26 protein-coding genes and 1 pseudogene are annotated in these 25,721 nt (G+C 73.2%); 12 read left to right on the forward strand and 15 right to left on the reverse strand.

Annotation, left to right across the window (positions count from 1 at the left end; all coding sequences use genetic code 11):
* The first annotated feature begins 51 nt into the window (after positions 1 to 51).
* Positions 52 to 267, forward strand: coding sequence for a dodecin (locus C1708_RS02970; protein ID WP_106411160.1), 216 nt, complete (start codon positions 52 to 54; stop codon positions 265 to 267).
* 11 nt (positions 268 to 278) lie between these two features.
* On the opposite strand, the gene C1708_RS02975 is transcribed toward C1708_RS02970, so the two are convergent.
* A complete protein-coding gene (locus C1708_RS02975) occupies positions 279 to 788 on the reverse strand; it encodes a phosphatase domain-containing protein (protein ID WP_241911143.1) in 510 nt (169 codons plus the stop codon).
* A gap of 59 nt (positions 789 to 847) precedes the next feature.
* Between C1708_RS02975 and C1708_RS02980 the strand changes: the two genes are divergently transcribed.
* Entirely contained in the window at positions 848 to 1,867 is a 1,020-nt protein-coding gene (locus C1708_RS02980; RefSeq protein WP_106411161.1) for an LLM class flavin-dependent oxidoreductase, read from the forward strand.
* 39 nt (positions 1,868 to 1,906) lie between these two features.
* Here C1708_RS02980 and C1708_RS02985 read toward each other — a convergent pair whose 3' ends face one another.
* The 4 genes from C1708_RS02985 to C1708_RS03000 form a co-directional block, all read right to left on the reverse strand.
* Complete coding sequence (locus C1708_RS02985; RefSeq protein WP_106411162.1) at positions 1,907 to 2,929, reverse strand: DUF2382 domain-containing protein; 1,023 nt, start codon at positions 2,927 to 2,929, stop codon at positions 1,907 to 1,909.
* Positions 2,930 to 3,128: 199 nt separating this feature from the next.
* Positions 3,129 to 3,878 (reverse strand): succinate dehydrogenase/fumarate reductase iron-sulfur subunit, encoded by a 750-nt coding sequence (locus C1708_RS02990; RefSeq protein ID WP_106411163.1) that lies wholly within the window; start codon positions 3,876 to 3,878, stop codon positions 3,129 to 3,131.
* Positions 3,875 to 5,824, reverse strand: a complete 1,950-nt coding sequence (locus C1708_RS02995; RefSeq protein WP_106411164.1) for a fumarate reductase/succinate dehydrogenase flavoprotein subunit — start codon at positions 5,822 to 5,824, stop codon at positions 3,875 to 3,877. The genes C1708_RS02990 and C1708_RS02995 overlap by 4 nt, the downstream gene beginning before the upstream one ends.
* A gap of 2 nt (positions 5,825 to 5,826) precedes the next feature.
* The gene (locus tag C1708_RS03000; protein WP_106411165.1) at positions 5,827 to 6,498 is read right to left on the reverse strand and encodes a succinate dehydrogenase; all 672 of its coding nucleotides are present in this window, start codon (positions 6,496 to 6,498) and stop codon (positions 5,827 to 5,829) included.
* Between the two features lie 120 nt (positions 6,499 to 6,618).
* On the opposite strand from C1708_RS03000, the gene C1708_RS03005 reads away from it, so the two are divergent.
* Complete coding sequence (locus C1708_RS03005; RefSeq protein ID WP_106411166.1) at positions 6,619 to 7,503, forward strand: LysR family transcriptional regulator; 885 nt, start codon at positions 6,619 to 6,621, stop codon at positions 7,501 to 7,503.
* Positions 7,504 to 7,542: 39 nt separating this feature from the next.
* On the opposite strand, the gene C1708_RS03010 is transcribed toward C1708_RS03005, so the two are convergent.
* The 4 genes from C1708_RS03010 to C1708_RS03025 all read right to left on the reverse strand — a co-directional run bounded on the left by C1708_RS03010 (position 7,543) and on the right by C1708_RS03025 (position 12,100).
* Positions 7,543 to 7,932, reverse strand: coding sequence for a nuclear transport factor 2 family protein (locus C1708_RS03010; protein WP_106416123.1), 390 nt, complete (start codon positions 7,930 to 7,932; stop codon positions 7,543 to 7,545).
* A 10-nt stretch (positions 7,933 to 7,942) separates the two neighbouring features.
* The gene (locus C1708_RS03015; protein ID WP_106411167.1) at positions 7,943 to 10,084 is read right to left on the reverse strand and encodes a putative bifunctional diguanylate cyclase/phosphodiesterase; all 2,142 of its coding nucleotides are present in this window, start codon (positions 10,082 to 10,084) and stop codon (positions 7,943 to 7,945) included.
* Complete coding sequence (locus C1708_RS03020) at positions 10,081 to 10,893, reverse strand: SAM-dependent methyltransferase (protein WP_106411168.1); 813 nt, start codon at positions 10,891 to 10,893, stop codon at positions 10,081 to 10,083. Before C1708_RS03020 ends, C1708_RS03015 begins: the two co-directional genes overlap by 4 nt.
* A gap of 280 nt (positions 10,894 to 11,173) precedes the next feature.
* Positions 11,174 to 12,100 (reverse strand): SCO0930 family lipoprotein, encoded by a 927-nt coding sequence (locus C1708_RS03025; protein WP_106416124.1) that lies wholly within the window; start codon positions 12,098 to 12,100, stop codon positions 11,174 to 11,176.
* A gap of 661 nt (positions 12,101 to 12,761) precedes the next feature.
* Here C1708_RS03025 and C1708_RS34285 point away from each other — a divergent pair.
* Together C1708_RS34285 and C1708_RS03035 are read left to right on the forward strand one after the other, a co-directional pair.
* Positions 12,762 to 12,899: a hypothetical protein gene (locus tag C1708_RS34285; protein ID WP_198602384.1), complete on the forward strand. Its 138-nt coding sequence runs from the start codon at positions 12,762 to 12,764 to the stop codon at positions 12,897 to 12,899.
* 30 nt (positions 12,900 to 12,929) lie between these two features.
* Positions 12,930 to 13,694, forward strand: coding sequence for a bestrophin-like domain (locus C1708_RS03035; RefSeq protein WP_106411169.1), 765 nt, complete (start codon positions 12,930 to 12,932; stop codon positions 13,692 to 13,694).
* A gap of 118 nt (positions 13,695 to 13,812) precedes the next feature.
* Here the strand turns inward: C1708_RS03035 and C1708_RS03040 are convergent, their stop codons facing one another.
* On the reverse strand, positions 13,813 to 14,310 hold the full coding sequence (locus tag C1708_RS03040) for a hypothetical protein (protein ID WP_106411170.1): 498 nt from the start codon (positions 14,308 to 14,310) through the stop codon (positions 13,813 to 13,815).
* Positions 14,311 to 14,646: 336 nt separating this feature from the next.
* On the opposite strand from C1708_RS03040, the gene C1708_RS03045 reads away from it, so the two are divergent.
* Positions 14,647 to 15,312 (forward strand): class F sortase, encoded by a 666-nt coding sequence (locus tag C1708_RS03045; RefSeq protein WP_106411171.1) that lies wholly within the window; start codon positions 14,647 to 14,649, stop codon positions 15,310 to 15,312.
* 42 nt (positions 15,313 to 15,354) lie between these two features.
* Here C1708_RS03045 and C1708_RS03050 read toward each other — a convergent pair whose 3' ends face one another.
* Positions 15,355 to 16,194, reverse strand: a complete 840-nt coding sequence (locus C1708_RS03050) for a polysaccharide deacetylase family protein (protein ID WP_106411172.1) — start codon at positions 16,192 to 16,194, stop codon at positions 15,355 to 15,357.
* A 144-nt stretch (positions 16,195 to 16,338) separates the two neighbouring features.
* Between C1708_RS03050 and C1708_RS34775 the strand changes: the two are divergent.
* A pseudogene (locus tag C1708_RS34775) lies at positions 16,339 to 16,549 on the forward strand (putative universal stress family protein); the annotation flags it as partial.
* Between the two features lie 222 nt (positions 16,550 to 16,771).
* Here C1708_RS34775 and C1708_RS03060 read toward each other — a convergent pair.
* On the reverse strand, positions 16,772 to 17,587 hold the full coding sequence (locus C1708_RS03060; protein ID WP_106411173.1) for an alpha/beta fold hydrolase: 816 nt from the start codon (positions 17,585 to 17,587) through the stop codon (positions 16,772 to 16,774).
* Between the two features lie 57 nt (positions 17,588 to 17,644).
* Between C1708_RS03060 and C1708_RS03065 the strand changes: the two genes are divergently transcribed.
* The gene (locus tag C1708_RS03065) at positions 17,645 to 18,118 is read left to right on the forward strand and encodes a MarR family winged helix-turn-helix transcriptional regulator (protein ID WP_106411174.1); all 474 of its coding nucleotides are present in this window, start codon (positions 17,645 to 17,647) and stop codon (positions 18,116 to 18,118) included.
* A 223-nt stretch (positions 18,119 to 18,341) separates the two neighbouring features.
* Here the strand turns inward: C1708_RS03065 and C1708_RS03070 are convergent, their stop codons facing one another.
* Positions 18,342 to 19,505, reverse strand: a complete 1,164-nt coding sequence (locus C1708_RS03070) for a CapA family protein (protein ID WP_106411175.1) — start codon at positions 19,503 to 19,505, stop codon at positions 18,342 to 18,344.
* A 211-nt stretch (positions 19,506 to 19,716) separates the two neighbouring features.
* Between C1708_RS03070 and C1708_RS03075 the strand changes: the two genes are divergently transcribed.
* The 3 genes from C1708_RS03075 to C1708_RS03085 all read left to right on the forward strand — a co-directional run bounded on the left by C1708_RS03075 (position 19,717) and on the right by C1708_RS03085 (position 21,739).
* Positions 19,717 to 20,262: a sigma-70 family RNA polymerase sigma factor gene (locus tag C1708_RS03075; RefSeq protein WP_106411176.1), complete on the forward strand. Its 546-nt coding sequence runs from the start codon at positions 19,717 to 19,719 to the stop codon at positions 20,260 to 20,262.
* Positions 20,263 to 20,396: 134 nt separating this feature from the next.
* Positions 20,397 to 20,909 (forward strand): hypothetical protein, encoded by a 513-nt coding sequence (locus C1708_RS03080; protein ID WP_106411177.1) that lies wholly within the window; start codon positions 20,397 to 20,399, stop codon positions 20,907 to 20,909.
* A 173-nt stretch (positions 20,910 to 21,082) separates the two neighbouring features.
* Entirely contained in the window at positions 21,083 to 21,739 is a 657-nt protein-coding gene (locus tag C1708_RS03085; RefSeq protein ID WP_106411178.1) for a zf-HC2 domain-containing protein, read from the forward strand.
* Between the two features lie 270 nt (positions 21,740 to 22,009).
* Here the strand turns inward: C1708_RS03085 and C1708_RS03090 are convergent, their stop codons facing one another.
* Both C1708_RS03090 and C1708_RS03095 read right to left on the reverse strand, forming a co-directional pair.
* Complete coding sequence (locus C1708_RS03090) at positions 22,010 to 24,145, reverse strand: SpoIIE family protein phosphatase (protein WP_106411179.1); 2,136 nt, start codon at positions 24,143 to 24,145, stop codon at positions 22,010 to 22,012.
* A 273-nt stretch (positions 24,146 to 24,418) separates the two neighbouring features.
* Positions 24,419 to 24,850, reverse strand: a complete 432-nt coding sequence (locus tag C1708_RS03095; RefSeq protein WP_106411180.1) for a DUF3291 domain-containing protein — start codon at positions 24,848 to 24,850, stop codon at positions 24,419 to 24,421.
* 466 nt (positions 24,851 to 25,316) lie between these two features.
* On the opposite strand from C1708_RS03095, the gene C1708_RS03100 reads away from it, so the two are divergent.
* Positions 25,317 to 25,712, forward strand: a complete 396-nt coding sequence (locus C1708_RS03100) for a VOC family protein (RefSeq protein WP_106411181.1) — start codon at positions 25,317 to 25,319, stop codon at positions 25,710 to 25,712.
* The last annotated feature ends 9 nt before the right edge of the window (positions 25,713 to 25,721 follow it).

Raw genomic sequence — 25,721 nt, forward strand, 5'->3', positions numbered from 1 at the left:
GTGGAGTGACGTGCGCCACAGGCGGTGGGGCCGCCGTGAGAGGAGCAGAGCATGTCGAACCACACCTACCGGGTCACCGAGATCGTCGGCACGTCGCCCGACGGCGTGGACGCGGCCGTCCGCAACGGCATCGAGCGGGCGTCGCAGACGCTGCGCCATCTGGACTGGTTCGAGGTGACGCAGGTGCGCGGACAGATCGAGGAGGGACGGATCGCGCACTGGCAGGTGGGGCTGAAGGTGGGCTTCCGGCTGGAGGAGACGGGCTGAGCCGCTCAGGGTCAGGTACGGCCCTCGCGCTCCTGCACGTCCCTCAGCTCGCCCGAGGGGGTCGCCCAGCGCGCCTGGACGACCGTGAACCCGGCCCGGCGGGCGTCCTCGCAGACCAGTTCGTCGTCGTCGACCAGCATCCGCACCTCCCGGGTGCGGGCCAGGCGGCGCAGCACGGCCAGCTTGGTGAACCGGGCGGGCCGGCGGTCGGCGTTGCCGCGCATGCGCAGCTCCCCCTCGGGCAGCCCCTGCGCGGCCAGCCAGTCCAGGGTGTCGCGGCGGCAGCGCTCCGGCCTGCCGGTGAGGTAGACGATGTCGCACTCACGGGCGCTGTCCCGCACCAGCGCGATGCCCTCGGCGAGCGGCGGGTCGTGCGGCGCGGCGGCGAAGAAGCCGTCCCAGTCGCGTGGCCTGCGCTCCAGGAAGTGCTGGCGGTGCGCGGTGCCGGCGAGGGTGTTGTCCAGGTCGAACACGGCCAGCGGACGCAAGATCCGGTCCGTGCGATCGGTGCGGTCGGTCACCCTCACACCCTAGGCGGCCCGCGCAGGAATCCTGGCGGCTCCCCGGTGTTGGACCCGGTATGAGTTCCGTGATCGCCACGACCCGCTTCTCCGTCCTCGACCGCTCACGGGTCCGCGAAGGACACACCGCACCCGAGGCCCTGCGGGACACGGTGAGCCTGGCACGGGAGGCGGAGCGGCTCGGGTACCACCGGTTCTGGGTGGCGGAGCACCACGGGGTGCCCGGGGTGGCCGGTTCGGCGCCGACCGTGCTGGCGGCGGCCGTCGCGGGGGCGACCCGCACCATCCGCGTCGGCACCGGCGGGGTCATGCTGCCCAACCACCAGCCGCTGGTCGTGGCCGAGCAGTTCGGGGTGCTCGCCTCGCTGTTCCCGGACCGCATCGACATGGGTCTGGGCCGCTCGGTGGGGTTCACCGACGGGGTGCGCAAGGCGCTCGGGCGCGACAAGGGCGACGCGGAGGACTTCGCCGGCCAGATCGACGAGCTGCTCGGCTGGTTCCGCGGCACCTCCCCCACCGGGGTGCACGCCCGGCCGTCCGAGGGGCTGACCGTGCCGCCGTTCGTCCTGGCCATGGGCGAGGGCGCGGACATCGCCGCCCGCGCCGGGCTGCCGATGGTCATCGGCGACCTGCGCGACCGCGACCGGATGCGCCGCGGCATCGACCGCTACCGCGCGCGGTTCCGCCCCTCCGCGTGGGCGGACGAGCCGTACGTGGTGGTCTCCGGCACCGTGGCGGTGGCGGACACGGCCGAGCGGGCCCGGCGGCTGCTGGTCCCGGAGGCCTGGTCGATGGCGTACTCCCGCACGCACGGCACCTTCCCCCCGCTGCCGCCCGCCGAGCGCGTCGCGTCCCTCGCCCTGGGCGCCAAGGAACGCGGCTTCTACGAGGCGGGGCTGTCCGGACAGCTCGCCGGCACGGAGGAGGAGGTGGAGCGGGAGCTGGAGGCGCTGCTGAGGGACACCGGCGCCCAGGAGGTCCTCGTCACCACCAGCACCTACGACCGCGAGGCGCTGCTGGACTCCTACCGGCGGCTCGCCGCCCTCGCGGGGCTCGACGGCAGCGCGACGCGCCGGTGAGCTCACCGGCGCGTCGCGGGGAGAGCGGGGACGGGGGCGCTACTCGCGGCCCCGTCCCGGGACGTCACGGCCCCGTCCCGGGACGTCACGGCCGCGGCCCGGGACGTCGCGGCCCCGGCGGCCGGATTCCTCGGTCATCTCCGTCTCGGCCTCGATGCGCTCCTTGCGCACCTGGCCGCGCACGGTCTCGTTCTCGACCTTCTCCTCGGTGGTCATCCGGACGCGCTCGACCGGCACCGCCTCGGTGGTGACCACGGGGCGCTCCTCGTGCAGCGTGACCTCGTGCTGGTCCTCCTTGAAGGCGGGGCCGGACTCGGCCTCCTCGCGGTTGGCGTCCGTGATCGGCTCGCGCTCCACGCGCACTTCCTCGTGGCGGACCGGGACGGTCTGCTGCACCTCCTCGGTCACCACGTACTTGCGCAGGCGGGCCCGCCCGGTCTCGTGGCGTTCGACGCCGACGTGCATGCGCTCCTCGGAGCGCGTCATCGCGTCGTCGGTGCCGTGCTTCCCGGCCTCGCCGCGGTGGGACATGGCGCCGGCGGCCCCGGCGGTGCCGGGCCGGTCGGCGGTGGTGCCCCTGGCGCCCGTCGTGCCGGCCGTGCCGGACGTGTCGCCGCGGCGTCCGGTCGCCGCGCCCGCGGCACCGGCCGCGCCCGCCGCTCCGGCGGTTCCCGACGTCCCGGCGGTTCCGGCCTCGCCCGTGGTGCCGCCGCTGTCCCCGGGGGCGTCGCCGAGGACGTTGTCCCAGTTGACGCCGTAGTACTCGTACAGCCGGTGTTCCTCGTCCACCGACAGATGGCCGCCCGCGTCGATGTCGACGGCCGGGGCGCCCTTCACCTTGTCCTTGGGGTAGGGCACCTCGAGGTGGTCCTGGACCAGGGAGGCGTCACGGATGGGCACGAACGACTCGCTGGAGCCGAACATCCCGGTCTTGACGGTCACCCACTCGGGGCGTCCACTCGCGTCGTCGAGGAAGACGTGCTTCGCGTCGCCGATCTTGTTGCCGTCCCCGTCGTACACGGGGTGGTCCAGCAGGATCGGGATCTCATCGCGGGTGATCATCGGTCATCACCCTCCTCTCGGGTCACTCCTCTCCGGTTCTCCTGATTCAGGAGGTGAAAAACGGAACAAAGGCGACGAAATGCGCTTTATTTTCCACAGTGCGGTACGCGGGTGTCCGGGAACGCGAGACGGGGCCGGAAGGAGCACCTCTTCCGGCCCCGCCCGTCCGCACCTTCCGGCGAACGTCGGTGAGGGGTGACTACCGCTTGCCCGTCCTGCGGGCCGCCCGCAGCCACTCCTTGTTCATCCCCGTGATGGAGGTCAGCGGGATGCCCTTGGGGCAGGCGGTGGCGCACTCCCCGGCGAGGGTGCAGCCGCCGAAGCCCTCCTCGTCCATCTGCGCCACCATGTCCAGCACCCGGGTCTCCCGCTCGGGGGCGCCCTGCGGCAGCACGTTCAGGTGGTTGATCTTGGCCGAGGTGAACAGCATCGCCGCGCCGTTGGGGCAGGCCGCGACGCAGGCGCCGCAGCCGATGCACTCGGCGTGCTCGAAGGCGAAGTCCGCGTCCGGCTTCGGCACCGGCGTGGCGTGCGCCTCGGGGGCGGAGCCGGTGGGCGCGGTGATGTAGCCGCCGGCCTGGATGATGCGGTCGAAGGCGGAGCGGTCGACCACCAGGTCCTTGATCACCGGGAAGGCGGCGGCCCGCCACGGCTCGATGTCGATGGTGTCGCCGTCCTTGAAGGACCGCATGTGCAGCTGGCAGGTGGTGGTGCGCTCGGGCCCGTGGGCGTCGCCGTTGATGACCAGCGAGCAGGCGCCGCAGATGCCCTCGCGGCAGTCGTGGTCGAAGGCGACCGGGTCCTCGCCCTTGAGGATGAGCTCCTCGTTGAGGGTGTCGAGCATCTCCAGGAAGGACATGTCGGGTGAGATGCCGTCCACCTCGTACGTGGACATGGCGCCGTCGGCGTCGGCGTTCTTCTGGCGCCAGACGCGCAGGGTGAGCTTCATGCGTAGCTCCGCTGGGTGGGGTGGACGTACTCGAAGACCAGGTCTTCCTTGTGCAGGACCGGAGCCTCGCCGGTCCCGGTGAACTCCCAGGCGGCCGCGTAGGCGAACTCGTCGTCCTTGCGGGCCGCTTCGCCCTCCGGCGTCTGGGACTCCTCGCGGAAGTGCCCGCCGCAGGACTCGGTGCGGTGCAGCGCGTCGAGGCACATCAGCTCGGCGAGCTCCAGGTAGTCGACGATGCGGTTGGCCTTCTCCAGCGACTGGTTGAACTCCTCGCCGGTGCCGGGGACCTTGATCCGCCGCCAGAACTCCTCACGGATCTGCGGAATGCGCTCCAGGGCCTTGCGCAGTCCGGAGTCGCTGCGCGCCATGCCGCAGAACTCCCACATCAGCTCGCCCAGTTCACGGTGGAACGAGTCGGGGGTGCGGTCGCCGTCGACGGACAGCAGCAGGCCCAGCCGGTCCTCGGTCTCGGCCAGCGCCTCCCGCACCGCGGGGTGGTCGCCGGTCACCTCGGCCGGGTTCGGGTTGCGGCCGAGGTAGTCGTTGAGGGTCGCCGGCAGCACGAAGTAGCCGTCGGCCAGGCCCTGCATCAGCGCGGACGCGCCGAGCCGGTTGGCGCCGTGGTCGGAGAAGTTGGCCTCGCCGATCGCGAACAGGCCGGGGACGGTGGTCTGCAGGTCGTAGTCGACCCACAGGCCGCCCATCGTGTAGTGCACGGCGGGGTAGATCCGCATCGGCACCTCGTACGGATCCTCGTCGGTGATCCGCTGGTACATGTCGAAGAGGTTGCCGTACTTGGCCTCGACGGCCTTCCGGCCCATGCGCTCGATGGCGTCGGCGAAGTCCAGGTAGACGCCCTGGCCGCCGGGGCCCACCCCCCTGCCCTCGTCGCAGACGTTCTTCGCGGCGCGGGAGGCGATGTCACGGGGCACGAGGTTGCCGAAGGACGGGTAGATGCGCTCCAGGTAGTAGTCGCGCTCGTCCTCGGGGATCTGCGCGGGCGGCCGGGTGTCGCCCTTGGCCTTGGGCACCCAGATGCGGCCGTCGTTGCGCAGCGACTCGCTCATCAGGGTGAGCTTGGACTGGTGGTCGCCGGTGCGCGGGATGCAGGTGGGGTGGATCTGGGTGAAGCAGGGGTTGGCGAAGTACGCCCCGCGCCGGTGCGCGCGCCAGATCGCGGTGGCGTTGGAGTTCATGGCGTTCGTCGACAGGTAGAAGACGTTGCCGTAGCCGCCGGTGGCCAGCACGACCGCGTCCGCGAAGTGGGTGGAGATCTTCCCGGTGATCAGGTCCCGGGCGACGATGCCGCGGGCCCTGCCGTCGACGACGATCAGGTCGAGCATCTCGGTGCGCGGGTGCATCTCCACGTTGCCGGCCGCGATCTGCCGGCTGAGCGCCTGGTAGGCGCCGAGGAGGAGCTGCTGGCCCGTCTGGCCGCGGGCGTAGAAGGTGCGGGAGACCTGGACGCCGCCGAAGGAGCGGGTGTCGAGCAGGCCGCCGTACTCGCGGGCGAAGGGCACGCCCTGCGCGACGCACTGGTCGATGATCTCGACGGAGATCTGCGCGAGGCGGTGCACGTTGGACTCGCGGGCGCGGAAGTCGCCGCCCTTGACGGTGTCGTAGAAGAGGCGGTGGACGGAGTCGCCGTCGTTGCGGTAGTTCTTCGCCGCGTTGATGCCGCCCTGCGCGGCGATGGAGTGGGCCCGGCGCGGGGAGTCCTGGTAGCAGAACTGGACGACGCGGTAGCCCTGCTCGGCCAGCGTGGCGCCGGCGGAGCCGCCGGCGAGGCCGGTGCCGACGACGATGACGGTGTGCTTGCGCCGGTTGGCGGGGTTGACCAGCTTGGCCTCGAAGCGGCGCTTGTCCCAGCGCTCGTGGACGGGGCCGGCGGGGGCCTTGGTGTCGGCGACCGGGGCGCCGGTCGTGTAGTCGGTGTACGAGGTCATGGTCAGCTCACCACTCCGGTCATGACGCCCACGGGGACGGCGAGGAAGCCGGCCGTGAGCAGCAGCGCAAGGGCGTTGGCGGTGGTCTTCAGGGCGCGGTCGCGGGTGCGGCTGCCGGCGCCGAGGGTCTGGGCGGCGCTCCAGAAGCCGTGCCGGACGTGCAGGCCGACGGCCAGCATCGCGACGATGTAAACGGTGTTGCCGTACCAGGTGGAGAAGGTGTCCACGACGTTCTGGTAGGGCTTGCCGGACTCGAAGCCGCCGGAGTGGACGGTGCCGGTGGTCAGGTCGAGGATGTGCCAGACGATGAACAGGGCGAGGATGACGCCGCCCCAGCGCATGGTGCGGGTGGCATAGCTGGCACGCGCTTTCTTGTGCACGTACTTGGTGGGGCGCGCCTTGATGTCGCGGCGGCTGAGCTGGTACGCGGAGACGGCGTGGGCGACCACGGCGAGGACGAGGACGACGCGGACGGCCCACAGCGTCCACTCGTAGTGCATGAACGGTTCGCCCAGGGTGCGCAGCCAGTGGGCGTAGTGGTTGAACTCCCCGGCCCCGAAGAAGATCTTCAGGTTGCCGAGCATGTGGACGACCAGGTACAGCAGCATGATCAGGCCGCTGACCGCCATCACTGTCTTCTTGCCGACGGTCGAGTCCCACACGGTGCGTGCCATGGACGGCCGTCGGTCCGTCCGCGTTGCCAGAGCCATGGCATCAGACGTTAGGGCCAGAGGCCCCCATCGGTCCAAGACATGGTACGGCTCGATTCGATAGGGAGCGCCTATCATGACCGCATGCAGTTCCAGCAGCTCCAGTACTTCGTGGCCGTGGCCGAGACCCGGCACTTCACGCGCGCCGCGGAACTGGTCCACGTCGCTCAGCCGTCGCTCTCCCAGCAGATCAAGGCGCTGGAGCGGGAGCTGGGCGCCGACCTGTTCCGGCGGGCGCGCGGCAACATCACGCTGACCGACGCGGGCGAGGCGCTGCTGCCGCTGGCCCGGCGGATCCTGGCCGACGCGGACACCGCCCGGCACGAGGTGCAGGAGGTGGCGCAGCTGCGCAGCGGCCGGGTGCGGCTGGGCGCCACGCCCAGCCTGTGCACGGGCCTGCTCCCGGACGTGCTGCGCGCCTTCCACGACCGCTACCCGGGCGTACGGCTGCTGGTCGAGGAGAGCGGCTCGCACGACCTGGTGCGGGAGCTGGCCCGCGGCGCGCTGGACCTCGCCCTGGTCGTGCTGCCGCTGCCGACGCCCTCCCCCGCGCTGACCACGGTGGAGCTGCTGCGCGAGGACCTGGTGGTGGTCTCCTCCCCGGACGCCCCGCACCCGGGTCGGGGGCGGCACGCCGTGCGGGTCGCCGACCTGGAGGGCGAGCGCCTGGTGATGTTCCGCCACGGCTACGACCTGCGGGAGCTGACCGTGGCCGCCTGCCGGGCGGAGGGGTTCGAGCCGGAGTTCGCGGTGGAGGGCGGCGAGATGGACGCGGTGCTGGGCTTCGTGCGGGCGGGGCTGGGCGTGGCGGTGGTGCCGCGCATGGTGGCCGCCCGCTCCGGCCTGGGCCTGCGGGTGACCCCGCTGGCCCGCCCGGGCCTGCACCGGACGATCGCCCTGGCCCATCGCAGCGACGTGGCGCCGCCCCGGGCGGCACGGGAACTGCAGCGGATACTGCTGGAGCGGTGACACCGGGCGCCGGTGCCGCCGGAACCGGACCCAGGTGACCTAGAGGACGTCCGGCGGCACGGGGGTGCCCTGGTGGTAGTACATGCGCCAGCCCGTCTCCTCGTCGCGCTTGCGCCACAGGGAGCTGCGGCGGGCGTGGCGGCCCTCGAAGCGGGTCTCGTAGGTGAGGTGCACCAGGCCGGGCGCGAGGAGGACGCCGGTGATGTCCGACGGTTCGTAGACCGCGCCGTCCGCCGCGCTGCCCGGGTGGCCGGCCAGGCCGGCGATCGTCTCCTCGTAGGTGTAGCGGCGGCCGGAGGCGCCCACCTCGGTGAACTCGGGGTCCAGCAGGCGCGTCGTCTCGGCGCGGGAGGAGCGCACGGCCGGGTCCAGGAGCCGCAGCTCCCCCTCGATCGCCGCCCGGACCGCCTCCGTCTCCTCGTCGGTCACCGCCCGCACCTCATCCCGTCGCGTCCACCAGGGCCAGCTTGTGCAGCCGCTCCGGCGGGCCCGGGCGGGCGTAGTACCAGCCCTGGGCCGTGTCGCAGCCGAGGACGCGGAGCTGTTCGGCCTGGGCGCCGGTCTCCACGCCCTCCACGGTGACCGCGAGGTCGAGGCTGTGGGCGAGCGAGACGATCCCCTCGACGATCTTGAGGTCGACGGGGTCGACGGGGAACTGCTGCATGCTCTGGGTGAAGGAGCGGTCCAGCTTGAGGACGCTCACCGGGAGGCGGCGCAGGTTGGCGAGGTTGGAGTAGCCGGTGCCGAAGTCGTCGAGGGCGATGTCGACGCCCATCTCGGCGAGCCGGCGCAGCGGCTTCAGCAGGTCGTCGTCGGCGCCGATGAGCGCGGACTCGGTGACCTCCAGGCACAGCGCGTCGGGGGTGACGCCGGTGCGCTCCAGGATCTCGACGGTGTCCTGCACGAGGCCCGGGTGGGTGAGCTGGCAGGGCGACAGGTTCACGTTGATGCGCAGCGGGCCGAGCGCGTCACCGCCGTGGGCGTCCCGCCACTCGCGGGCCTGGCGCACCGACTGCTCCAGCACCCAGCGGCCCAGCGGCACGATCAGCCCGGTGTGCTCGGCGAGCGGGATGAAGCGGTCCGGGGAGAGCACCCCGTGCTGCGGGTGGAGCCAGCGCACCAGCGCCTCGGCGCCCCGGACGCTGCCGTCGCCGAGGTGCACCAGGGGCTGGTACTCGATGAAGAACTCGCCCCGGTCCAGGGCCGTGGGCAGTGCCGTGGTGAGGCCGTGCCGGGTGATGGCGCGGGCGTCGGCCTCCGGGTCGGCGAGCTCGAACCGGTTGCCGCCCGCCGCCTTGGCCCGGTACATCGTGATGTCGGCGCTGCGCAGCACCTCCGCCGCGCTGCGCTCCCCCGCCGGTCCCTCGACGATGCCGATGCTGCCCCGCACGGTCAGCTCCCGCCCGTCGACGCTGATCGGGGCGAGGAGCGCGTTCATGATGCGGCCGGCCAGCTCGTCGACGGCGCGGCGGGTGTCGGGGCCGGTGGTGAGCGCCACGAACTCGTCGCCGCCGAGCCGGGCCACCATCTCGCCGGGCGCGGTGGCGCAGGACTGGAGCCGGTCGGCGACCTCGACGAGCAGCCGGTCGCCGGCCGCGTGCCCGAGGCTGTCGTTGACGGTCTTGAAGCCGTCCAGGTCGAGGTAGCAGAGCCCGAACCGCTGTCCGGGACCGGCCGCGAGGGCCTTCTCCAGTCGCTCGAAGAAGAAGGTGCGGTTGGGCAGCCCGGTGAGCGCGTCGTGGGTGGCCTCGTAGCGGAGGCGGAGGTTGAGCAGCCGCCGCTCGGTGGTGTCCTCCATGAGGGCGAGCTGGTACTGCGGTGCGCCGTCGGCGTCGCGCAGCAGGGAGACGGTGAGGTTGGTCCACAGGACCGTTCCGTCAGGGCGGTAGAAGGCCTTCTCGAGGTGGTAGTGCTCGCGCTCGCCGCTCACCAGTTCCTCGTAGAGCCGCCAGGTCTGCGGGGCGTCGTCGGGGTGCGTCCAGTCCTTGACGTTGCGGCCCGGCAGGGCCTGCCCGGTCAGGCCGAACATGCGCCGCAGCGCGCCGTTGACCTGGAGGATGTTGCCCTCGAGGTCGGCGATGCCGATCCCTATCGCCGCGCCTTCGAAGACCGCGCGGAAGCGGGTCTCGGTGGCGTGCAGGGCCTGCGCCACCACGCCCTGCGCCTCCAGCGCGGCCTTGGCGACGGCCTCCTGCTCGGCCAGCGTCCGCTCGCGCAGTGCCTCCGCGAAGCCGGCCGCCATGGCGTGCTGGAGCCGCGCGCTGCGCGCCCTGAGGGTCTCGCGGTCGCCGTCGCCGCCGCAGTAGAGGACGAGGTAGGCGTCGACGCAGTCCAGGGTGCGGCTGAGCGCCTCGGGGTCCGTGCAGTGCGCCTCGACCAGCGCCGCGCCGGCCGCCCGGCCCGCCTCCGCGTCGAAGGATCTCGCGCGCAGCGCCTCACTCAGCCGCCGGGCCACCGGGAGCAGCCGCTCCTCGAACTCGGGGCGGGTGGCGGCGGTCGAGGTCACCGGGTACACGGCCCGGCTCCAGATCGTCGCGAACCGGCGCAGTCTGTCCTCCGGCCCGTCCGGCTCCGCGCTCACGCCGCACGCCCCACGCCCGCGAGGCCCGAGAAGGCGTAGGGATCCTCGTCCTCCGGCGCGGTGTCGGGACGCCATCGAGGCATCGGCACCAGTCCGGGTTCCACCATGTCGTACCCCTCGAAGAACCGCGCGATCTCGTCGCGCGTGCGCATGATCAGCGGGTTGCGCGTGTCTCGGTACACGTCGACCGCCCCCTCGGCCCGCTCCGGCGGCAACGGGATCCCCTCGTACGCCGCGTGGGTGAGCACCAGCAGGCTCCCGGGTGCCAGGGCCTCGCGCAGTTCGGCCACCGCCCCGTACGGGTCGTCCGCTTCTTCCACGAAGTGAAGTATGGCAACGAGCAGCAGCGCCACCGGCCGATTCAGGTCGATCAGCCGGCCGACTTCGTCACTGCCGAGGATCTCCCGCGGCGTGCGGAGGTCGGCGGCGAGGACGTCCGCGCGGTCGTTGCCCTCCAGCACCGCTTTGCTGTGCGCGACCGCCACCGGGTCGTGGTCCACGTACATCACCCGGGCCCCGGGGTCGGCCGCCTGGGCCACCTCGTGCACATTCCCGAACGTGGGGATGCCGGAGCCGATGTCGAGGAACTGGGTGACGCCCTCGGCGACGGCGAACCGCACCGCCCGCCGCATGAACGCCCGGTTCGCCTGCATGATCTTGGGCAGTCCCGGCATGAACTCCATGGCCCTGCGGGCGGCTTCCCGGTCGACCTCGAAGTTGTGCGAACCGCCCAGGTAGTAGTCGTACATCCGGGAGACGCTGGGCACCGTGACGTCGATGCTCCGTGGGGCCCAGACGGGACGCTCCATGTACCTCTCCAAGGCGTAGGCGATCCGTTGTTCGAGCAGAGGCTACTGATCGCCCGCCAACGAGGCGACCCCAAACGGAAATTGACCATCCGTTCCCGGTCACTGCCTCTGGCACGTGCCCACTTTGCGGGTGCACAGGATCGTCACGTGATGTGATCACGTCACTCCGAAGGGTTCCGGCGCGCGGAGGAACCGAAGGAAAACGGTCCGCCCCTCCGCGGGCTCGCGGAGGGGCGGACAGGGGGCCGGCCGCGCCGGGACGGGCGCCCTGGGGAGGTCGTCACTCCTCCGGCGCGCCGACCGGCTTCCCGTCGGGCCGTACGGCGTACCAGGTGCCGCCGACGCCCTGACCGTTGGTGTCGCCGGGGGCCTCGTCGCCGGCGAAGGTGTAGAGGGGCCAGCAGTCGATCGTCTGCTGGTCGGCGCCGTCGGGCCGGGTGAAGGTCATGTAGCCCTTCTTCTGGATGCCCTCGGTGTCGGCGAAGTCGACCGGCGGGACGATCGGCCACTTCTCCACGCAGTCGCCGGTGCAGGCCGAGACGGGCTCCGGCCACGCCTCGTCCTTCATGAAGCGGTAGACCGTCATGCCGTTCCCGTCGACCACGATCTCGCCGAGCTCGGGGTCCTGCCGGGTGGAGAGCCCGGCCTGCTCGGCCGCCTGCGCCTTCTTGCCCTCCGGAGTGAACGCGAACCATTTGCCGCCCACACCCTGGCCCTTGACGTCACCGGCGTTGACGTCCTTGACGTACCGGTACGCCGGCCAGCCGTCCACGGTGAGCTGCTTGGTGCCGTCGGCCCGGGTGATCTCGCCGAGCAGCGCCTTGTCGATGCCCTCGCCCGCCGAGGCGTCGTCCGCGGGCACCGGCGGCCAGGTCTTCGCGCAGTCCCCGTCGCAGTTGGACTTCGGCGGGTTCGCGGAGTCCTGGTCGAACCGGTACAGCGTGAGCCCCAGTTCGTCGGTCACCACCTTGCCGAGCTCGGCGTCGGTGGCCACGTTCAGCCGGCCCGCCGTGTCGGCCGGCCGGTCCGGGGCCGGGGAGGTCCGGCCCGCCTGCGCGCCGCTGCCGACGCCGCCGAGGTCGCCCGGCGCCGTGATCCCCACGTTCTGGCTGGAGGGCGGCTGGGTGTCCTGACCGCACGCCGTCGTCAGGGTCAGCACCGCTGCGGCGCTCACCACCAGTGAGGCGGTCCGCCAGGAGGTCTTCATCGTCAGCTCCAGATGATCACAGAGGTGGTGCAGCGCCCTGCCGCGCCGCCGCTCGACGAGGGGTACGCACGACAGCACAGGTTGTGTTCAACGGCGGCCCGTTTTTCTTTTCTTAACTCCTTCGGGGCAATCCTCGGGCTTCCGCGCGTGTCCCGGCCCCGGACGACTCATGATCTTCGTCGTGCACGCACTCGTACCGACCCAAACCCGTACCGGGGTACGCGCGTTGACCGTGGTCACGCTGCTCTGGGCGCTGGCGGGCGCACCCGGCCAGGCGGCGGCCGACGCCTGCGCGTACGCCTCGACGGGGCCGGGCGGCACGGAGGCGGTGGCGATCGCGGGCTCCGTCGACTGGGACGTCCCGCCCTGTACCCCGCCTCCCCCGCCACCGTCACCCACGCCGACCCCCACTCCCACGCCGACCCCCACCCCGACACCGACTCCCCCGCCGCCGCCGCCACCGCCACCACCGCCCTCGCCGACGCCTCCGCCGCCGAAGCCCACTCCCACCGCGCGGCCCGCCCCGCCGCCCGCGGCGCGCCCCGCACCGCCGCCGCCCCGGCCGACGCCCACCGTCCGGCCGCGCCCGACGGTCCGCCCCGCACCGCCCCCGCCGCCTCCGGCGCCGAAGCCGTCCGTGACCCCGGGTCCCCGTCCGACCGTGCGGACCGTCACCTACCCGCGCCACCGCGCGACCGAGGTGCGGCGGCCGGCCCGGAGCACCACGTCCCCGCTCGTCTTCGTCCTGCTCATCATCACCCCGGCGGTGGTCGCCGTGGCCGCGCTCCGCCCGCGCTGACGACCGCCCCTCTCTCCCTGGAGGCACCTCTTGCCGGAATGGCTTGTTCTCACCCTCGCCATGCTCGCCGCCTGTGCCGTCGTGGTGATCATCACCCTTCTCCGGCACCGGAGGGCGGCCGAGGACGAGGACCCCAGCGAGACCCCGGACGTCATCGAGTACATGACGATGTGGATCGGCGTGGTGTACGCCATCGTCCTGGGTCTCGCCATCGCCGGCGTCTGGGAGGGCCGCAGCGCCGCCCAGGAGAACGTCCGGGCCGAGGCGGTCGCCCTGCACGAGATCTCCGAGCGGGTACGGGTCTATCCCGCCGAGATCCGCGACCGGATCCGTGACGATGTCAACGCCTATGTCGGACACGTCGTCACCACCGAGTGGCGCACCATGGCCGACCACGACCGGCTGACCGACGAGGGCACCGCACTGCTCGACCGGCTGCGCCACGACGTGACGGACTACGAACCGCGCAACGACTTCGAGGCGCAGGCCTACCAGCCGCTGGTGGACCAGGTGGCCGCCGCCGACCAGGCGCGCAGCGCCCGCGCGGAGTCGACCGGGGCGACCATGCCGGGCGTGGTGTGGTTCGGCCTGGTGACGGGCGCCGTCATCACCATCGGCATGATCTTCGCCCTGCAGATCCGGCGCACCCGCCGCGAACTGATCCTCGCCGGACTCTTCTCGGCGCTCATCGCCTTCCTGCTGTTCCTGATCTGGGACTTCGACGCCCCCTACAGCCGGGGCCTCGCCGCGACGGCGGAGCCGTTCCTGCGGCTCTTCCCGGAGGCCGGGAGCTAGCGGAACGCCGCTCTCGGCCCGAACCGCCGTGCGCGCACGACCGCGCCCCGGACACCGTCAGGGTCCGGGGCGCGGTCCTCGAGCGCATGCGGAACGGGGGACCGAGGGGGACAGCGGTTCAGATCCGCTTCTCGGCGCGACGGCGCATCCAGAAGACGCCGCTGCCGACGACCGCGGCGGCCACCAGCGACCCGCCGATCGCCATGTCGGCGGGGGTGGCGCCGGTGGTGCTGCTGCCGCCGATGCCGCCGCGGACGCCGCCGATGACGGTGAAGGCGGCCGGGCGGGTCAGGCTGCGGCCGGAGCAGTGGACGGTGATGTCGTAGGAACCGGGGCGGGCGTCGTTGTTGATGGTGGCGGTGCCCTTGGCGGTGTCGTTGGCACCGTGGACGGGCGTCAGATGCGTCCGCTGGAAGGCGTTCGAGGTGGCCGTGCCGCCGTTGGGGCAGCCGTCGACGGTGATGGTGAGCTGGCCGCCGCGGGCGATGACGCTGGGCAGGGCGACGATGTTGGACGGGTTGGGAACCCGCCCGCCGTCCGCGACGGCCGCCGGGGCGGCGACCCCGAGGACGGCGACCGCGGCGCCGGCGGCCGCAAGGGCACGTGTGTTGCGCATGTGTTCCTCCGCGGGAGACGCCCCGGGTCCCGTCCCCGGTCCGATCGGCGAGAAAGCGCCTCCCGGATAGACCCTCAGATGCCTTGCGCCGCCGCGCATTTCGGGAGTGGTCCGTACGGTTGAGGGCCGCGCCCGGCCCGGCCGTGCGGGCGGGGCCATCGCCGCAGGTCACGGACCGTCAGAGGATCTTCGTCCGGGATCACCCCGGATGGCGCACCCCGCCCGTCCGGAGGCCACCCGTTCGCCGCCGTCCCGTCGCCGGAGGCGCACCCTCCGCTTAGCGTTCACGTCATGCGCGAGTGACACGGCGACGGCCGTGTCGAGAGGGGAAGGCGAATGTCTGCTTTCGAGCCGGCCGAAGCCGAAGAGGAGGCGCGTCCGAGGAGGCGCGCTCCGTGGGGCGTGATAGCGCTGGTCCTGCTCACCGGTCTCGCGCTGCTCCGCAACGGCTCCGGGGAGTTCGACGTGGGCCCGCCGCAGCCGGCCGGCGCGGCCGCCGCGGACAGCGCGACCCCCGGCGTCACCGTCGGCGCGCTGCCGCCGCTGCCGTACGCGGTGCCGGACCGGGTGCGGATCCCGGCGATACAGGTGGACGCGCCGATCGTGCCGGTGGGCCTGGACGCGGAGGGCTGGGTGGACGCGCCGCCGCCCGAGGACCCGAACCTGGCGGGCTGGTTCACCGGCGCGGTCACGCCGGGCGAGAAGGGCACGGCGGTCGTCGTCGGACACGTGGACAACGCGCAGGGCCCGGCCGTGTTCTACGGGCTGGGCGCGCTGAAGAAGGGCAACCGGGTCGAGATCGCCCGGGGGGACGGCAGGACGGCCGTGTTCGAGATCTACGGCGTGGAGGTCTTCTCCAAGAACGACTTCCCCGGCGACCGGGTGTACGCGTCCAAGGGCACCGCGGAGCTGCGGGTCATCACCTGCGGCGGCGGCTTCACCCAGCAGGACGGCTACGACGGCAACGTGGTCGCCTTCGCCCGCCTGGCCGAGGTCCGCTGAGCGGGTCCCCGCCCGGGGCGGGCGGGGGCCTCTCAGGGGTTCTCAGAGGTACTCACGGCGGGGCACGGTGACGTGGTAGCCGGAGTCCAGCAGGTGCGGCAGATAGGAGCGCAGGGCCTTCACGCTCTGCGAGCGGTCGCCCCCGGCGTCGTGCGAGAGCACCACGACGCCGGGGGCGGCGCCGTCCTCGACCCGGCCGACGATGGTGCGGGTGCCGGGCTCGGTCCAGTCGAGGGTGTCGACGGTCCAGGCCAGGGGCTCCATGCCCAGTTCCGCGCCGAGCTGGAAGGCGGCGCGGTTCCAGGCGCCGTAGGGGGCGCGGAACCACTCCGGACGGGCGCCGTAGTGCTCCTCCACGACGTCGCTGGTGCGTTCCATCTCGGAGCGGATGCGGGCGCGGCGCAGGCCGGTGAGCAGGGGGTGGGACCAGGTGTGGTTGCCGACCACGTGTCCCTCGTCGGCCATGCGGGCCAGCAGGTCCGGGTGGTAGGCCGCCATCTCGCCGCACACGAAGAACATCGCGCGCACCTCGTGGCGGGCCAGGGTGTCGAGGATGTCGGGGGTGTAGCGGGGGTCGGGTCCGTCGTCGAAGCTGAGCACGATGGTGCGGCCGTTCTCGGGCACCTTCAGCAGCGGCTCCTTGCGCACCGGGGTCCTCCCGGGCGCGGCGCGCGGGGGGCCGTAGCCGGTCAGGGGCCTCAGACGGTACTCGGAGGGTCTGAGCGGGCGGCGGGCCGCGGGCGCTCCGGCGACGGGCGGCGGCGCCGGAGCGCCCCGGCCCCCGGCCCCCGGCACGAGCGCCGCGGCCACGCCTGCCGCGCCCAGCGCGGCGGCACCGGCGAACAAGGCCCGGCGCCGGGTGAGCGAGTGATCCTTCTGCATGACTCATCAGTCGCCCCGCGGAGGTCCGGCGCAGCTCCGCGACACCGGTGCGGCGGCACGATTTCACCTGGTCGGCGCAGCATACGGCGGAGTTCCGCGGGGACCGCACGTCCGGCCGGGGGACGCTCCGACGGCCTCGCGGCCGTGACGGAACAGCGGTCCCGTCGGTTCGGGCGGGGCACGGACGGCCCGAAGGTGATCGTGGCCGGGGGGCGGCTCCGACTCGTCACTGCGCGCGGCGGCGTACGCCTCGGACCTGGCGCGGCGTCAGGGCGCGCTGCCCGCCCTCGCGTACGTGCAGCCGGTGCCGGCGGCCGGGGCGGCCGAGCCGAGCGACATCGGCACGCCGCCGGCGTTCGTGGTGGCGTGCACGGCGGTGACCGTGCTGCGCCACCGGCGGCCGGGGCTGCCGCGCGCCTTCCGTGCGCCGCGGACGCCGGTGGTGCCGGCGGGGGTGTGGTGTCCCCGGCCCTGCTGATCACGTTCCTGCGGTGACGGACCGGGCGCGGTTCGCCGTGTGGTGCGCGGTCGGCCTGGTCGTCTCCTCCGGTTACCGGTTACCGGTGACGGCGCGGGGTCAGAGGGTCTCCAGGAAGTCGGACAGGACGCGGACGAACGCGTCGGGGCGTTCCATGGCCGAGTAGTGGCCGGTGCCGTCGACGGTGGCGGTCCGGCCGTCGGGGACCGCGCCGGCCAGCCGCTCGGCGGCGGCGTGCAGATCGGCCGGCTCCAGGGAGCCGTTGACGGCGAGCAGCGGAACGCGGATCTCGCCGGCCCGGTCGAAGGAGCCGGTCACCCGGACCAGCCAGTCCTTCTCGTCGGGGCTGTGCTTGGACAGCGTGTGCAGGGCCATCTCGCGGACGCGGCGCAGGATGTCCGGGTCGATGTCGCCCGCCGTACGGTCCGGGCCGGGCACGAGCCGCAGGAAGGCGTCGAGCCAGGCGCTGACGTCGCCGGCCGCCAGCGCCCGGTCGATCGTGCCCTGAAGCTCGCGGTGCCAGGGGTCGGTGTAGCGGAAGTCACCGGTCGCGGCCCCGGCGGTGACCACCGCGCGGACCACGTCGGGGTGTTCGAGCACGGTGTCGGTGGCGATCACGCCGCCCATGGAGAGACCCACGAGAACCGCGGGTCCGGCGTCGAGGTGGCGCAGCAGCGCGGCCAGGTCGTCGGCCCAGCGGAACGGCTCGGTGGCGTTGGCGGAGAAGCCGTGGCCGCGCGTGTCGGGGGCGATCACCCGGTACCGCCGGGCGAGGACGGGCACGTGGTCGTCCCAGACGCGGTGGTCGAGGAAGCCGGAGTGGAGCAGGACGACGAGGTCGCCGGAGCCGGTGTCGCGGTAGGCGAGGTCGCCGTCGGCGGACGGGAGGAAGCGGAGATCCGAAGCACCATTCATGACAACTAGGGTGTCATCTTGCTGCCACTTTGACAACCTGGATGTCATGATGGACGGGTGACGGACCACGACACCCCCCTCCCCCCGGACGAGCTCGGCCGTCGCCTCACCGAGGTGTACGACCTGGTCGGTCCCCTGTACCGGCGCGCCCAGCGCAGCGTCGAGCACGGCCTGACGGACGGTGAACTGTCCCTGGGCGTGCGCGCCGTGCTGACCCTGCTGCACCGCAACGGACCCATGACGGTGCCGCAGATGGGCCGGGCGCAGGCGATCAGCCGCCAGTTCGTGCAGCGCATGGTGAACGACGCGGCGGCCCGGGGCCTGGTGGAGAGCATCCCCAACCCGGCCCACCGCCGCTCCTCGCTGATCCGCCTGACCGAGCGGGGCGCCTCGGCGATCGGCGAGGTGCTGGACCGGGAGCACGCGCTGCTGCGGGAGACCGGCGGCAGGCTGACGGACGCCGAGGTGACGGCGTGTCTGCGCGTGCTGGGCGAACTGCTCAAGGCGCTGGACCACGTCGACGACGACTGACGGTTCCGCCGGGGTCCCGGCCGTCGGCCGTTCGGGACCGCCCTCGGTGACGCCCCGGTGACGCCGGTCCGCGACCGCACCCGCTTCGGCGGCCGTCACACCGCCACGGCCCGGTGGGCGGCGTCCCGGCCGGCACGGTCGCCGCCCGGTTCCGCCGCGGGCGCGGGCCGGCCGAGCCGGCCGACGCGACCGGTACGGACGCCCTCGCCCTCAGCTCTCGCCCTCAGCCCTCCCCGCCCGCCATCACGAGCCCGTCCTTCGCCGCGCCCCGGCTGAACACCACGTCGCGGATGCGGTCGCGCACGGCGTGCAGTTCGGCTCCCCGGGCCAGGGCCTGGTCGAGGTCGAGGACCCGGCCGGCGTCGACGTCGTAGAGCTGGGGGACGAACTCGGCGCGGGTGACCTCCCAGCGGCCGCCGGGGCGGGACGGCGGGGAGAAGGTGAAGCGGCCGACGGTGGACTGGTTGCCGCGCGGGTCCGTGCCCCCCTCCGGGCCGGTCGTCGCGCCGGCGATCTGGTCGCCCATGCCGTAGACGACCCAGGTGCCGTTGACCTTCTCGTACGCCTGCGGGACGTGGGCGTGGGCGCCGAGGATCAGGTCGATGTCCGGGCGGCCGCCGCTTCTCGAGGCGGTGAGGGAGCGGGCGAGGGAGAGCTGGAGGTCGTCGGGTTCGTCCTGCCACTCGGTGCCCCAGTGCAGGGAGACGACCACGACATCGGCGCCGGCCCCGCGGGCGGCGCGGGCGTCGGCGACGATCCGCTCCTCGTCGATCAGGTTCACGGCCCACGCCCGGTCCGACGGCAGCGGATGCCCGTGGGTGCCGAAGGTGTAGGCGAGGTGCGCCACCCGCGCCGCGCCCGCCTTCAGCAGCGTCGGCGTGGCGGCCTCCTGGGCGGAGCGGGCCGAGCCGGCGTGGCGCACTCCCGCCCGGTCGAGGGCGTCCAGGGTGCGGCGGATTCCGGCCTCGCCGTCGTCCAGGGTGTGGTCGGAGGCGGTGGAGCAGCCGTCGTAGCCGGTGGCGGCGAGGCCGGCGGCCACGTCCGGCGGTGACGTGAGGAGGGAGCGACCGCCGTAGTCGCCGTCCGCGCCGTGGACGGTCTCCATGTGACACAGCGCCAGGTCCGCGCGGGCGACGACGGGCCGGACGCCGGAGAGCATCGGCCGGAAGTCGTGTCCGCTGCCGCCGGCGTCGTACCGGGCGCGTTCGACGACCGAGGCGTGGGGCAGCACATCGCCCGACGCGACCAGGGTGAAGCCGCGCTGGGCCGTCGCCGGGGGAGCCGGACGTCCCTGTGCCGGCGGCTCGTGGCCGCGGGCCTGGCAGGCGGCGCCCGCGGCGAGGACGGCGGTCAGGACGAGGGCCAGCTGTCTGCTGCGTGCGATCATCACGTCACCCCGCTGTGGTCGTATTTATGGATGAACAGGTAAAAATCCTCCTCTCGTCGCGTGGCGCTCCGACACGCCCTTTAGGCCGTCCGGCGTGCGAGAACAGCCGTCTCGACCGTTCGTCGAACCGTTCGTCGACGCGATCGACCGTCCGTCGCACACTCCTGTGCGCGCCCTGTCCCCCGGCCGCGGCGTGCGTTGCCATACGGCCATGACGGCCGGAATGACACTCACGCACGGGACCACCGCCGAGCACGAGCTCGCCGCACTCCAGCGGGAGCACGGCCGGCCCCTCTTCGCGTTGCTGCTCCGGCTCTGCGACGGGGACCGGCAGCGTGCGGAGGACCTGGTCCAGGAGACGCTGGTGCGCGCCTGGCAGCACCCCGAGGCCCTGCGCGCCGAGAACTTCGACTCCGTACGCCCCTGGCTGCTGACCGTGGCGCGGCGGCTCGCCATCGACGCGCGCCGCGCCCGACAGGCGCGTCCCGCCGAGGTCGGCGACGCCGTGCTGGAGAACGCCCGGGTGATCTCCGATCACGCGGAACGGGCCGCCGCGATGCTCGACGTCCGGGAGGCTGTGAAGACTCTCACTCCCGAGCACCGTGAGGTCCTGGTGCTCGTGTACTTCCAGGGGGCGAGTGTGGCGGAAGCGGCGGCTGCCCTCGGGATCCCGCCCGGTACGGTGAAGTCCCGCGCGTACTACGCGCTGCGCGCCCTGCGCCGGGTGCTTCCGGGCTACGCCTCCGACATGCGGTGAAACCAGCCGTCGGGTCAAACCTCCGTAAAGCGCCTTGCCGTGGAACCCGGTTGGGGATCGGCTGTCCTCATCCGTGTTCCGGACCGGGGACCCGGGCTCGGGCGACGCGCACGCACCGGAGGAGGCAGGAAGGGATGCTGCACAGAGGTCGAGAGAACGCGGAGGGCGACGGCCGGCCGGACGTCCCCATGGCCTGGTTCTACGCCGAGTACATCGCGGACGAGCTGCTGCGCACCGGCGACCTCATGCCGCCGACGTCCGTGGAGTTCCGGGCGGGCCGGGACGCGCTGGCGCTGACCGTGTTCCTGTCCGACACCGACGGCGAGCTGTCCGGCATCCGGGTCATCACCCAGCTGGAGACCTGGCTGTCGCTGACCGCCTACGACCAGCCGTGGCAGGAGTGGGTGCAAGGCCGCCTGGACGACCTGGCCGCGGACGCCGCCGCGTCCGGCCGGGGCACGCCGGGCCCGGACCTGGAGCTGGCGGTGGAGGCCTGGCGCTGGCTGCGGGAGACGGAGCTGCTGGCCCCGGATCTGAACGCGGTGCCCGGCGGCGGGGCGGCCGGGGAGGACGAGGGGCCGAAGGTGTGGACGCCGGCGTGGCAGCTCGGACTGCCGCTCGGACACCTCGCCATCCACCTCTTCTAGGAGCCGCGCCGGCCCGGTCCGCGGCCCGCGGGAGATCCGGCCGGTCCGCGGGCCGCGGGTCTCCGAACGCGTAGGTCACGATTCGGTGCGTGGCTGAGTCATCCGGCTGCCTGGTGCGTACCGGTGGGAGCAAGGAGCAACCCCACCCGCACCCGACGGCACGAGGATTCGGCATGAGGTCCCTGGAGAGGCATCGCGACGTCGGCGCCTACGCGCTCGGCGTGCTGGACGAGGCGGAGGCGTTCCGCTTCGAGGACCACCTCATGGAGTGTCCCCGCTGCGCCGTCCAGGTGACCGCGTTCGGCCCCGCGACACGCCAGTTGATGCTCTACCGGAGCGCGACCCCGCGCATGGTCCACCCGATGGCGCAGCCCTCGCCGCGGATGTCGGACCGCCTGCTCGCGCAGGTGTCGCTCCGGCGGCGCGCCGGGCGGCGGCGGACGCTGCTGGCGCTGGCCGCCTCGGTGGTGCTGGCGGTGTCCGTGCCGGCGGTCACGGTGGTGGCGCGGGGCGGCGACGGGCCCCGCCCGCTGACCGTGGAGGCGACCGACGAGCGCTCCGGGGTGTGGGCCGAGGTGGAGGTCGAGGACCGCGAGTGGGGCAGCAGCGTGGAGCTGCGGGTCAAGGACGCGGCGGGGCCGCGCGAGTGCGTCCTGGTGGGGGTCGGCCGGGACGGCTCCGAGGATGTCCTGACCAGCTGGGCCGTGCCCCGTCACGACGCCCGCCCGAACACCGTCCCGGGCGGCTCCGCGCTGCGCTCCGGCGACATCGAACGCTACGAGGTGCGCTCCACGGAGGGCGAGACGCTGGTGGTGCTGCGGCCCGGATGACCCGGGCAGCCTGAGCGCGCCGGACGGGTGACGGGGTACGGGCCGCCGTCCGTGGCCAGGGCGAGGAACGCGCCGTACCGGCGGACAGCGGTGACCTCGCGGCCCCCCACGGCGGTGAGCGGCGGGTCGCAAATCTTCAGGACGCTGGTCGCCACGGGCAGCGTCCGGACGATCCCGTGGCCGGTCAGGTGTGCGGTGAGGAAGTCCCTGAGCGCCTCGCCCCGGGGAGTTCCGGCATGCGCCAGGGGTGCCCGCCGGCGGCCCGCGGCCTCAGCCCGTGCCGGGCCTGCGCTCGGCCCGCACCGGGTCCTTCGCCACCACGAACTCGCTCCACACGCACTTGCCGCCGCCGCGCGCCTCCACCCCCCACAGGTCGGTGAGCGTCTCCACCAGCAGCAGGCCCCGGCCGGAGACGCCCGCCTCGCCCGCCTCCCTGCGGCGCGGCAGCGCGCTGGAGGAGTCCTCGACCTCCACCCGCAGCCGCCGTTCGGCGCCGTCGAGCACCCGGAGCGTGACCTGCGCGGCCCCCTCGGTGTGCATCAGCACGTTGGTGATCACCTCGTCGGCGACCAGTTCGATCTCGTCGGCCCGGTCGCGGGCGCCCCACGCGACGGCCGCGGTGCGGATCATGCGCCGGGTGTCGGAGAGCGCCTCCGGGTCGCCGGGCGGCACCAGCTGCTTGAGCCGGCCGCCGGAGCGCGGCCCCTCCGGTTCGCGGCGGCGCAGCAGGAGCAGCGCCACGTCGTCGTCGCCTCCGCGCCCCTCGGCCACGTCGATCAGCCGGTCGGCGAGGTCGCGTACGTCGTCGGGGCCGGCGGCGATCAGCGCGGCGAGGGTCTCCACGCCGTCGTCGAGGTCCGCGCCGGGCTGTTCGACCAGGCCGTCGGTGCACAGCACCAGGGTGTCGCCCGGCTCCAGCTCTATCGTCCCGACCGGGTAGTCGAGCCCGCCGAACTCGGCGGACAGGCCGAGCGGCAGCCCGCCGGGGACGGGCACCCGGCGGCAGGAGCCGTCGGCGCGGCGCACCATCGGATCGATGTGCCCGGCGCGGACCACCTGGATGACGCCGGTGGACAGGTCGACCTCGGCGTACAGGCAGGTCGCGGAGCGGTCGGTGTCGAGTTCGTGCAGGAAGACGGAGGCACGGGCCATCACGGTGGCCGGCGTGTGCCCCTCGGCGGCGTAGGCGCGCAGCACGATGCGGAGCTGACCCATGACGGCGGCGGCGTGCGTGTCATGGCCCTGGACGTCCCCGATGACGGCGCCGACCCGGCTGCCGCCGGTGGGGCTGCCGCCGGGCAACGGGATCAGGTCGTACCAGTCGCCGCCGATGTCCCGGCCGAAGGCGCCGCCGAAGGAGGCGGCGCGGTAACGGACCGCGAGGTCGGCGCCGGGCACGCTGGGGATGGTGCGGGGCAGCATCGCCTGCTGGAGCCCTTGGGCGAGGTCCATCTCCTGCTCGTAGAACATCGCGCGCTGCAGGCTCTGGGAGATGCTGCTGCCGAGCGCGACGAGGATGTTGCGTTCCTCGGCGGAGAAGCCGCGCCGGTCGCTGTAGAGCAGGCCCATCGCGCCGATGGGGCGGGCCTGCGCGATGAGCGGCAGATAGGCGGCCGAGGTGATGTTCAGGCCGGTGATGCCCCGCCACAGCTCCGGGTAGCGCTCGGCGAACTCCTCCGGGGACTCGATGAAGCGCGGGCTGAGGGTGCGCACCGCCTCGCTCATCGGGTACGGCTCGTCGATCCGGGTGAGTTCGGTGCCGGGGACGAAGCTGCCCGCGGGACCTTCCGCGATGAGCCGGATGTGCCCGGCCTCGACCAGTCCCATCACCAGGCTGGTCGCGCCCAGATGGGTGAGGCCGTGGGTGTCCTTGAGGACGTCGATGACGTCCTGCACGGTCCGGGCGTGGGCGAGCGCGGCGGTGGTCAGCTGGACCACGTTGGTCTGCTGGCGGCGCAGGGCCTCCTGGAGGGCCTGGTCGCGCCGGTCGCCGCTGTCGCGCAGCTCCTGGGTGGCGTCGCGGACGATGCCGATGATGCGGTGGGGCCGGCCGGCCGGGTCCCGCCGGATGTAGCCCTGGGTGTGGGTCCAGCGCAGGGAGCCGTCGCGGCGGCGGAGGCGGAAGTAGGCGCCGTAGTTCTCCTCGCCGCTGTTGAGCGCGCGGGCCACGACGGCGTCGAGCCGCCGCGCCTCCGCGGGCGGGACGCGGCCGGCGAGGGTCTCCGGGCGGTCGTCGTACTCGTCGGGGCGCACGTCGAAGATCTCGTGCGCCTGGGCGTCCATCTGCATCACCCCGGCGTCCAGGTCCCAGTCGAAACTGCCCATGCGGTTGAGCGCCAGGATCGGATCCGGGTGTTCCGGCCAGTCGTCCGGGAGTGACAGGGGGCTCGCTCCCCGATCAGCCATGGGGCCACCTTGCCAGGATTCGGGCGATTCTTCGACCGCTGGGACACCTGGGACACGGGCGTCCCGGGTCACCCGGTGGGACACGGGACGTCACAGGCGGCGGGGAGGCACGAGGGCCGGAAGCGGACGCGGGACCGGTGCGGCGGAGGAAGAGGGGCGCGGTCGTGAAGTGGTCCGGCGCGACCGGGTACCGGACCGGCCGGCTGGTCCTCGGAAGGAGCCGGAGGCGCCCGCCTGGCCGCGGCGCGGCCGCTCCCCCAGGGGGAGCCCGGGTCAGCGGGCCTCCGGCGTCTGGCTGCGGCCCTCCGCGTCGGCACGGGCCTGCTCCTCGAGCCGGCGCTCGGCCTCCGCCCAGTCGATCGGCAGTGCGTCGGCCGGCACCTCCCAGAAGGTGAAGGTCGAGGTGCGCATGGTGTCCCGCAGACCGGTCATGACGCTCTTGTGCGGCTCGGTGCGGGCGTAGGTGTAGAGGGCCTCGCGGCTCTCCCACGCGGACAGGGTGAGGAAGGTCCGGCGCAGCGGCCTGGCCACCAGGGAGGCGCCGAGCGCCCCGGGCGCCCGGCGCACCTGACCCCATGCGGCGAGGGACTTCCGGAAGAACCGGGGGACGTCCTTCAGTGACCGCACTTCGAAGCGGGAGGCCATGACGTAGGCCTCCGTGTCGGGCCGGGCCGGGTGGGGTGTGACCCAGGGAAGAGTGGGCACGGTGCTCTCGCCTCCATAGTTGGGTAGTGACACTATCCATGTTAGAGAGTGCCACTACCCGACGCCAGGGGAAAATGGGGACGCACGTGAGGATCTCGGAGCCGAGCCGCCGCGGCGGTCACGCATCACCTGCGGGCGGTCCTGCCGGCCTTCCCGCTGGAGCCGGCACCGACGGCCCCGCGCCGGCTCGCCCAGAGAACGGGCCGGCACTCCGCCAGGCGACCTCCCGGACACCGGTGGCGGACGTCAGACGCCCGAGTCATGTCCCATTGCCCCGACGGGCGTTCACGACCTAGGGTCGGAGACGTGACTGCCGGGTCGGCCATGGGCCTCACACGAAAGGCGCTCCCGGCTCCGGAGTGAGTCCGGGGCGGGCGCGTGCGCCTCCGTCGTCGGTCGTTCCTTCCGCCCGCCGTGCTTCCGCCGGCGGGGATCGACGATCCGACTCCTGAGACGGGAGACAGCCATGTCCGCAGCACCGCACATCCAGTTGGACCACACCGTCGTCCACGCCCGTGACCCCAGACGCTCCGCCGAGTTCCTCGCCGGGATCCTGGGCCTGGAGGTGGGGGCGCCGTTCGGCCCGTTCCTCCCGGTCGACCTGGGCAACGGCGTGACCCTGGACTACTACGAGATGCGGGACGAGCCCGTGCAGTCCCAGCACTACGCGTTCCTGGTGCCCGACGAGCGGTTCGACGCCATGATCGCGCGCCTGGAGGCGGCCGGGGTGACGTACTACGCCGACCCCCGGCACACCGAACCAGGCCGGGTGAACGGCCTGTTCGGCGGCAAGGGCGCCTACTTCGACGACCCGGACGGCCACAACATGGAGATCATGACCCGGCCGTACGCCCGGCCCTGAGCGCCGGTC

Origin of the sequence: Streptomyces sp. DH-12, assembly GCF_002899455.1 — a bacterium.
Lineage (GTDB): Bacteria > Actinomycetota > Actinomycetes > Streptomycetales > Streptomycetaceae > Streptomyces.

Coding starts and splice junctions, on each gene's coding strand:
- C1708_RS02970 (WP_106411160.1), top strand. CDS start 52: ATGTCGAACCACACCTACCGGGTCACCGAGATCGTCGGCACGTCGCCC.
- C1708_RS02980 (WP_106411161.1), top strand. CDS start 848: ATGAGTTCCGTGATCGCCACGACCCGCTTCTCCGTCCTCGACCGCTCA.
- C1708_RS02985 (WP_106411162.1), bottom strand. CDS start 2,929: ATGATCACCCGCGATGAGATCCCGATCCTGCTGGACCACCCCGTGTAC.
- C1708_RS02990 (WP_106411163.1), bottom strand. CDS start 3,878: ATGAAGCTCACCCTGCGCGTCTGGCGCCAGAAGAACGCCGACGCCGAC.
- C1708_RS02995 (WP_106411164.1), bottom strand. CDS start 5,824: ATGACCTCGTACACCGACTACACGACCGGCGCCCCGGTCGCCGACACC.
- C1708_RS03000 (WP_106411165.1), bottom strand. CDS start 6,498: ATGGCACGCACCGTGTGGGACTCGACCGTCGGCAAGAAGACAGTGATG.
- C1708_RS03005 (WP_106411166.1), top strand. CDS start 6,619: ATGCAGTTCCAGCAGCTCCAGTACTTCGTGGCCGTGGCCGAGACCCGG.
- C1708_RS03020 (WP_106411168.1), bottom strand. CDS start 10,893: ATGGAGCGTCCCGTCTGGGCCCCACGGAGCATCGACGTCACGGTGCCC.
- C1708_RS03025 (WP_106416124.1), bottom strand. CDS start 12,100: ATGAAGACCTCCTGGCGGACCGCCTCACTGGTGGTGAGCGCCGCAGCG.
- C1708_RS03040 (WP_106411170.1), bottom strand. CDS start 14,310: ATGCGCAACACACGTGCCCTTGCGGCCGCCGGCGCCGCGGTCGCCGTC.
- C1708_RS03045 (WP_106411171.1), top strand. CDS start 14,647: ATGTCTGCTTTCGAGCCGGCCGAAGCCGAAGAGGAGGCGCGTCCGAGG.
- C1708_RS03050 (WP_106411172.1), bottom strand. CDS start 16,194: ATGCAGAAGGATCACTCGCTCACCCGGCGCCGGGCCTTGTTCGCCGGT.
- C1708_RS03060 (WP_106411173.1), bottom strand. CDS start 17,587: ATGAATGGTGCTTCGGATCTCCGCTTCCTCCCGTCCGCCGACGGCGAC.
- C1708_RS03070 (WP_106411175.1), bottom strand. CDS start 19,505: ATGATCGCACGCAGCAGACAGCTGGCCCTCGTCCTGACCGCCGTCCTC.
- C1708_RS03075 (WP_106411176.1), top strand. CDS start 19,717: ATGACGGCCGGAATGACACTCACGCACGGGACCACCGCCGAGCACGAG.
- C1708_RS03080 (WP_106411177.1), top strand. CDS start 20,397: ATGCTGCACAGAGGTCGAGAGAACGCGGAGGGCGACGGCCGGCCGGAC.
- C1708_RS03085 (WP_106411178.1), top strand. CDS start 21,083: ATGAGGTCCCTGGAGAGGCATCGCGACGTCGGCGCCTACGCGCTCGGC.
- C1708_RS03090 (WP_106411179.1), bottom strand. CDS start 24,145: ATGGCTGATCGGGGAGCGAGCCCCCTGTCACTCCCGGACGACTGGCCG.
- C1708_RS03100 (WP_106411181.1), top strand. CDS start 25,317: ATGTCCGCAGCACCGCACATCCAGTTGGACCACACCGTCGTCCACGCC.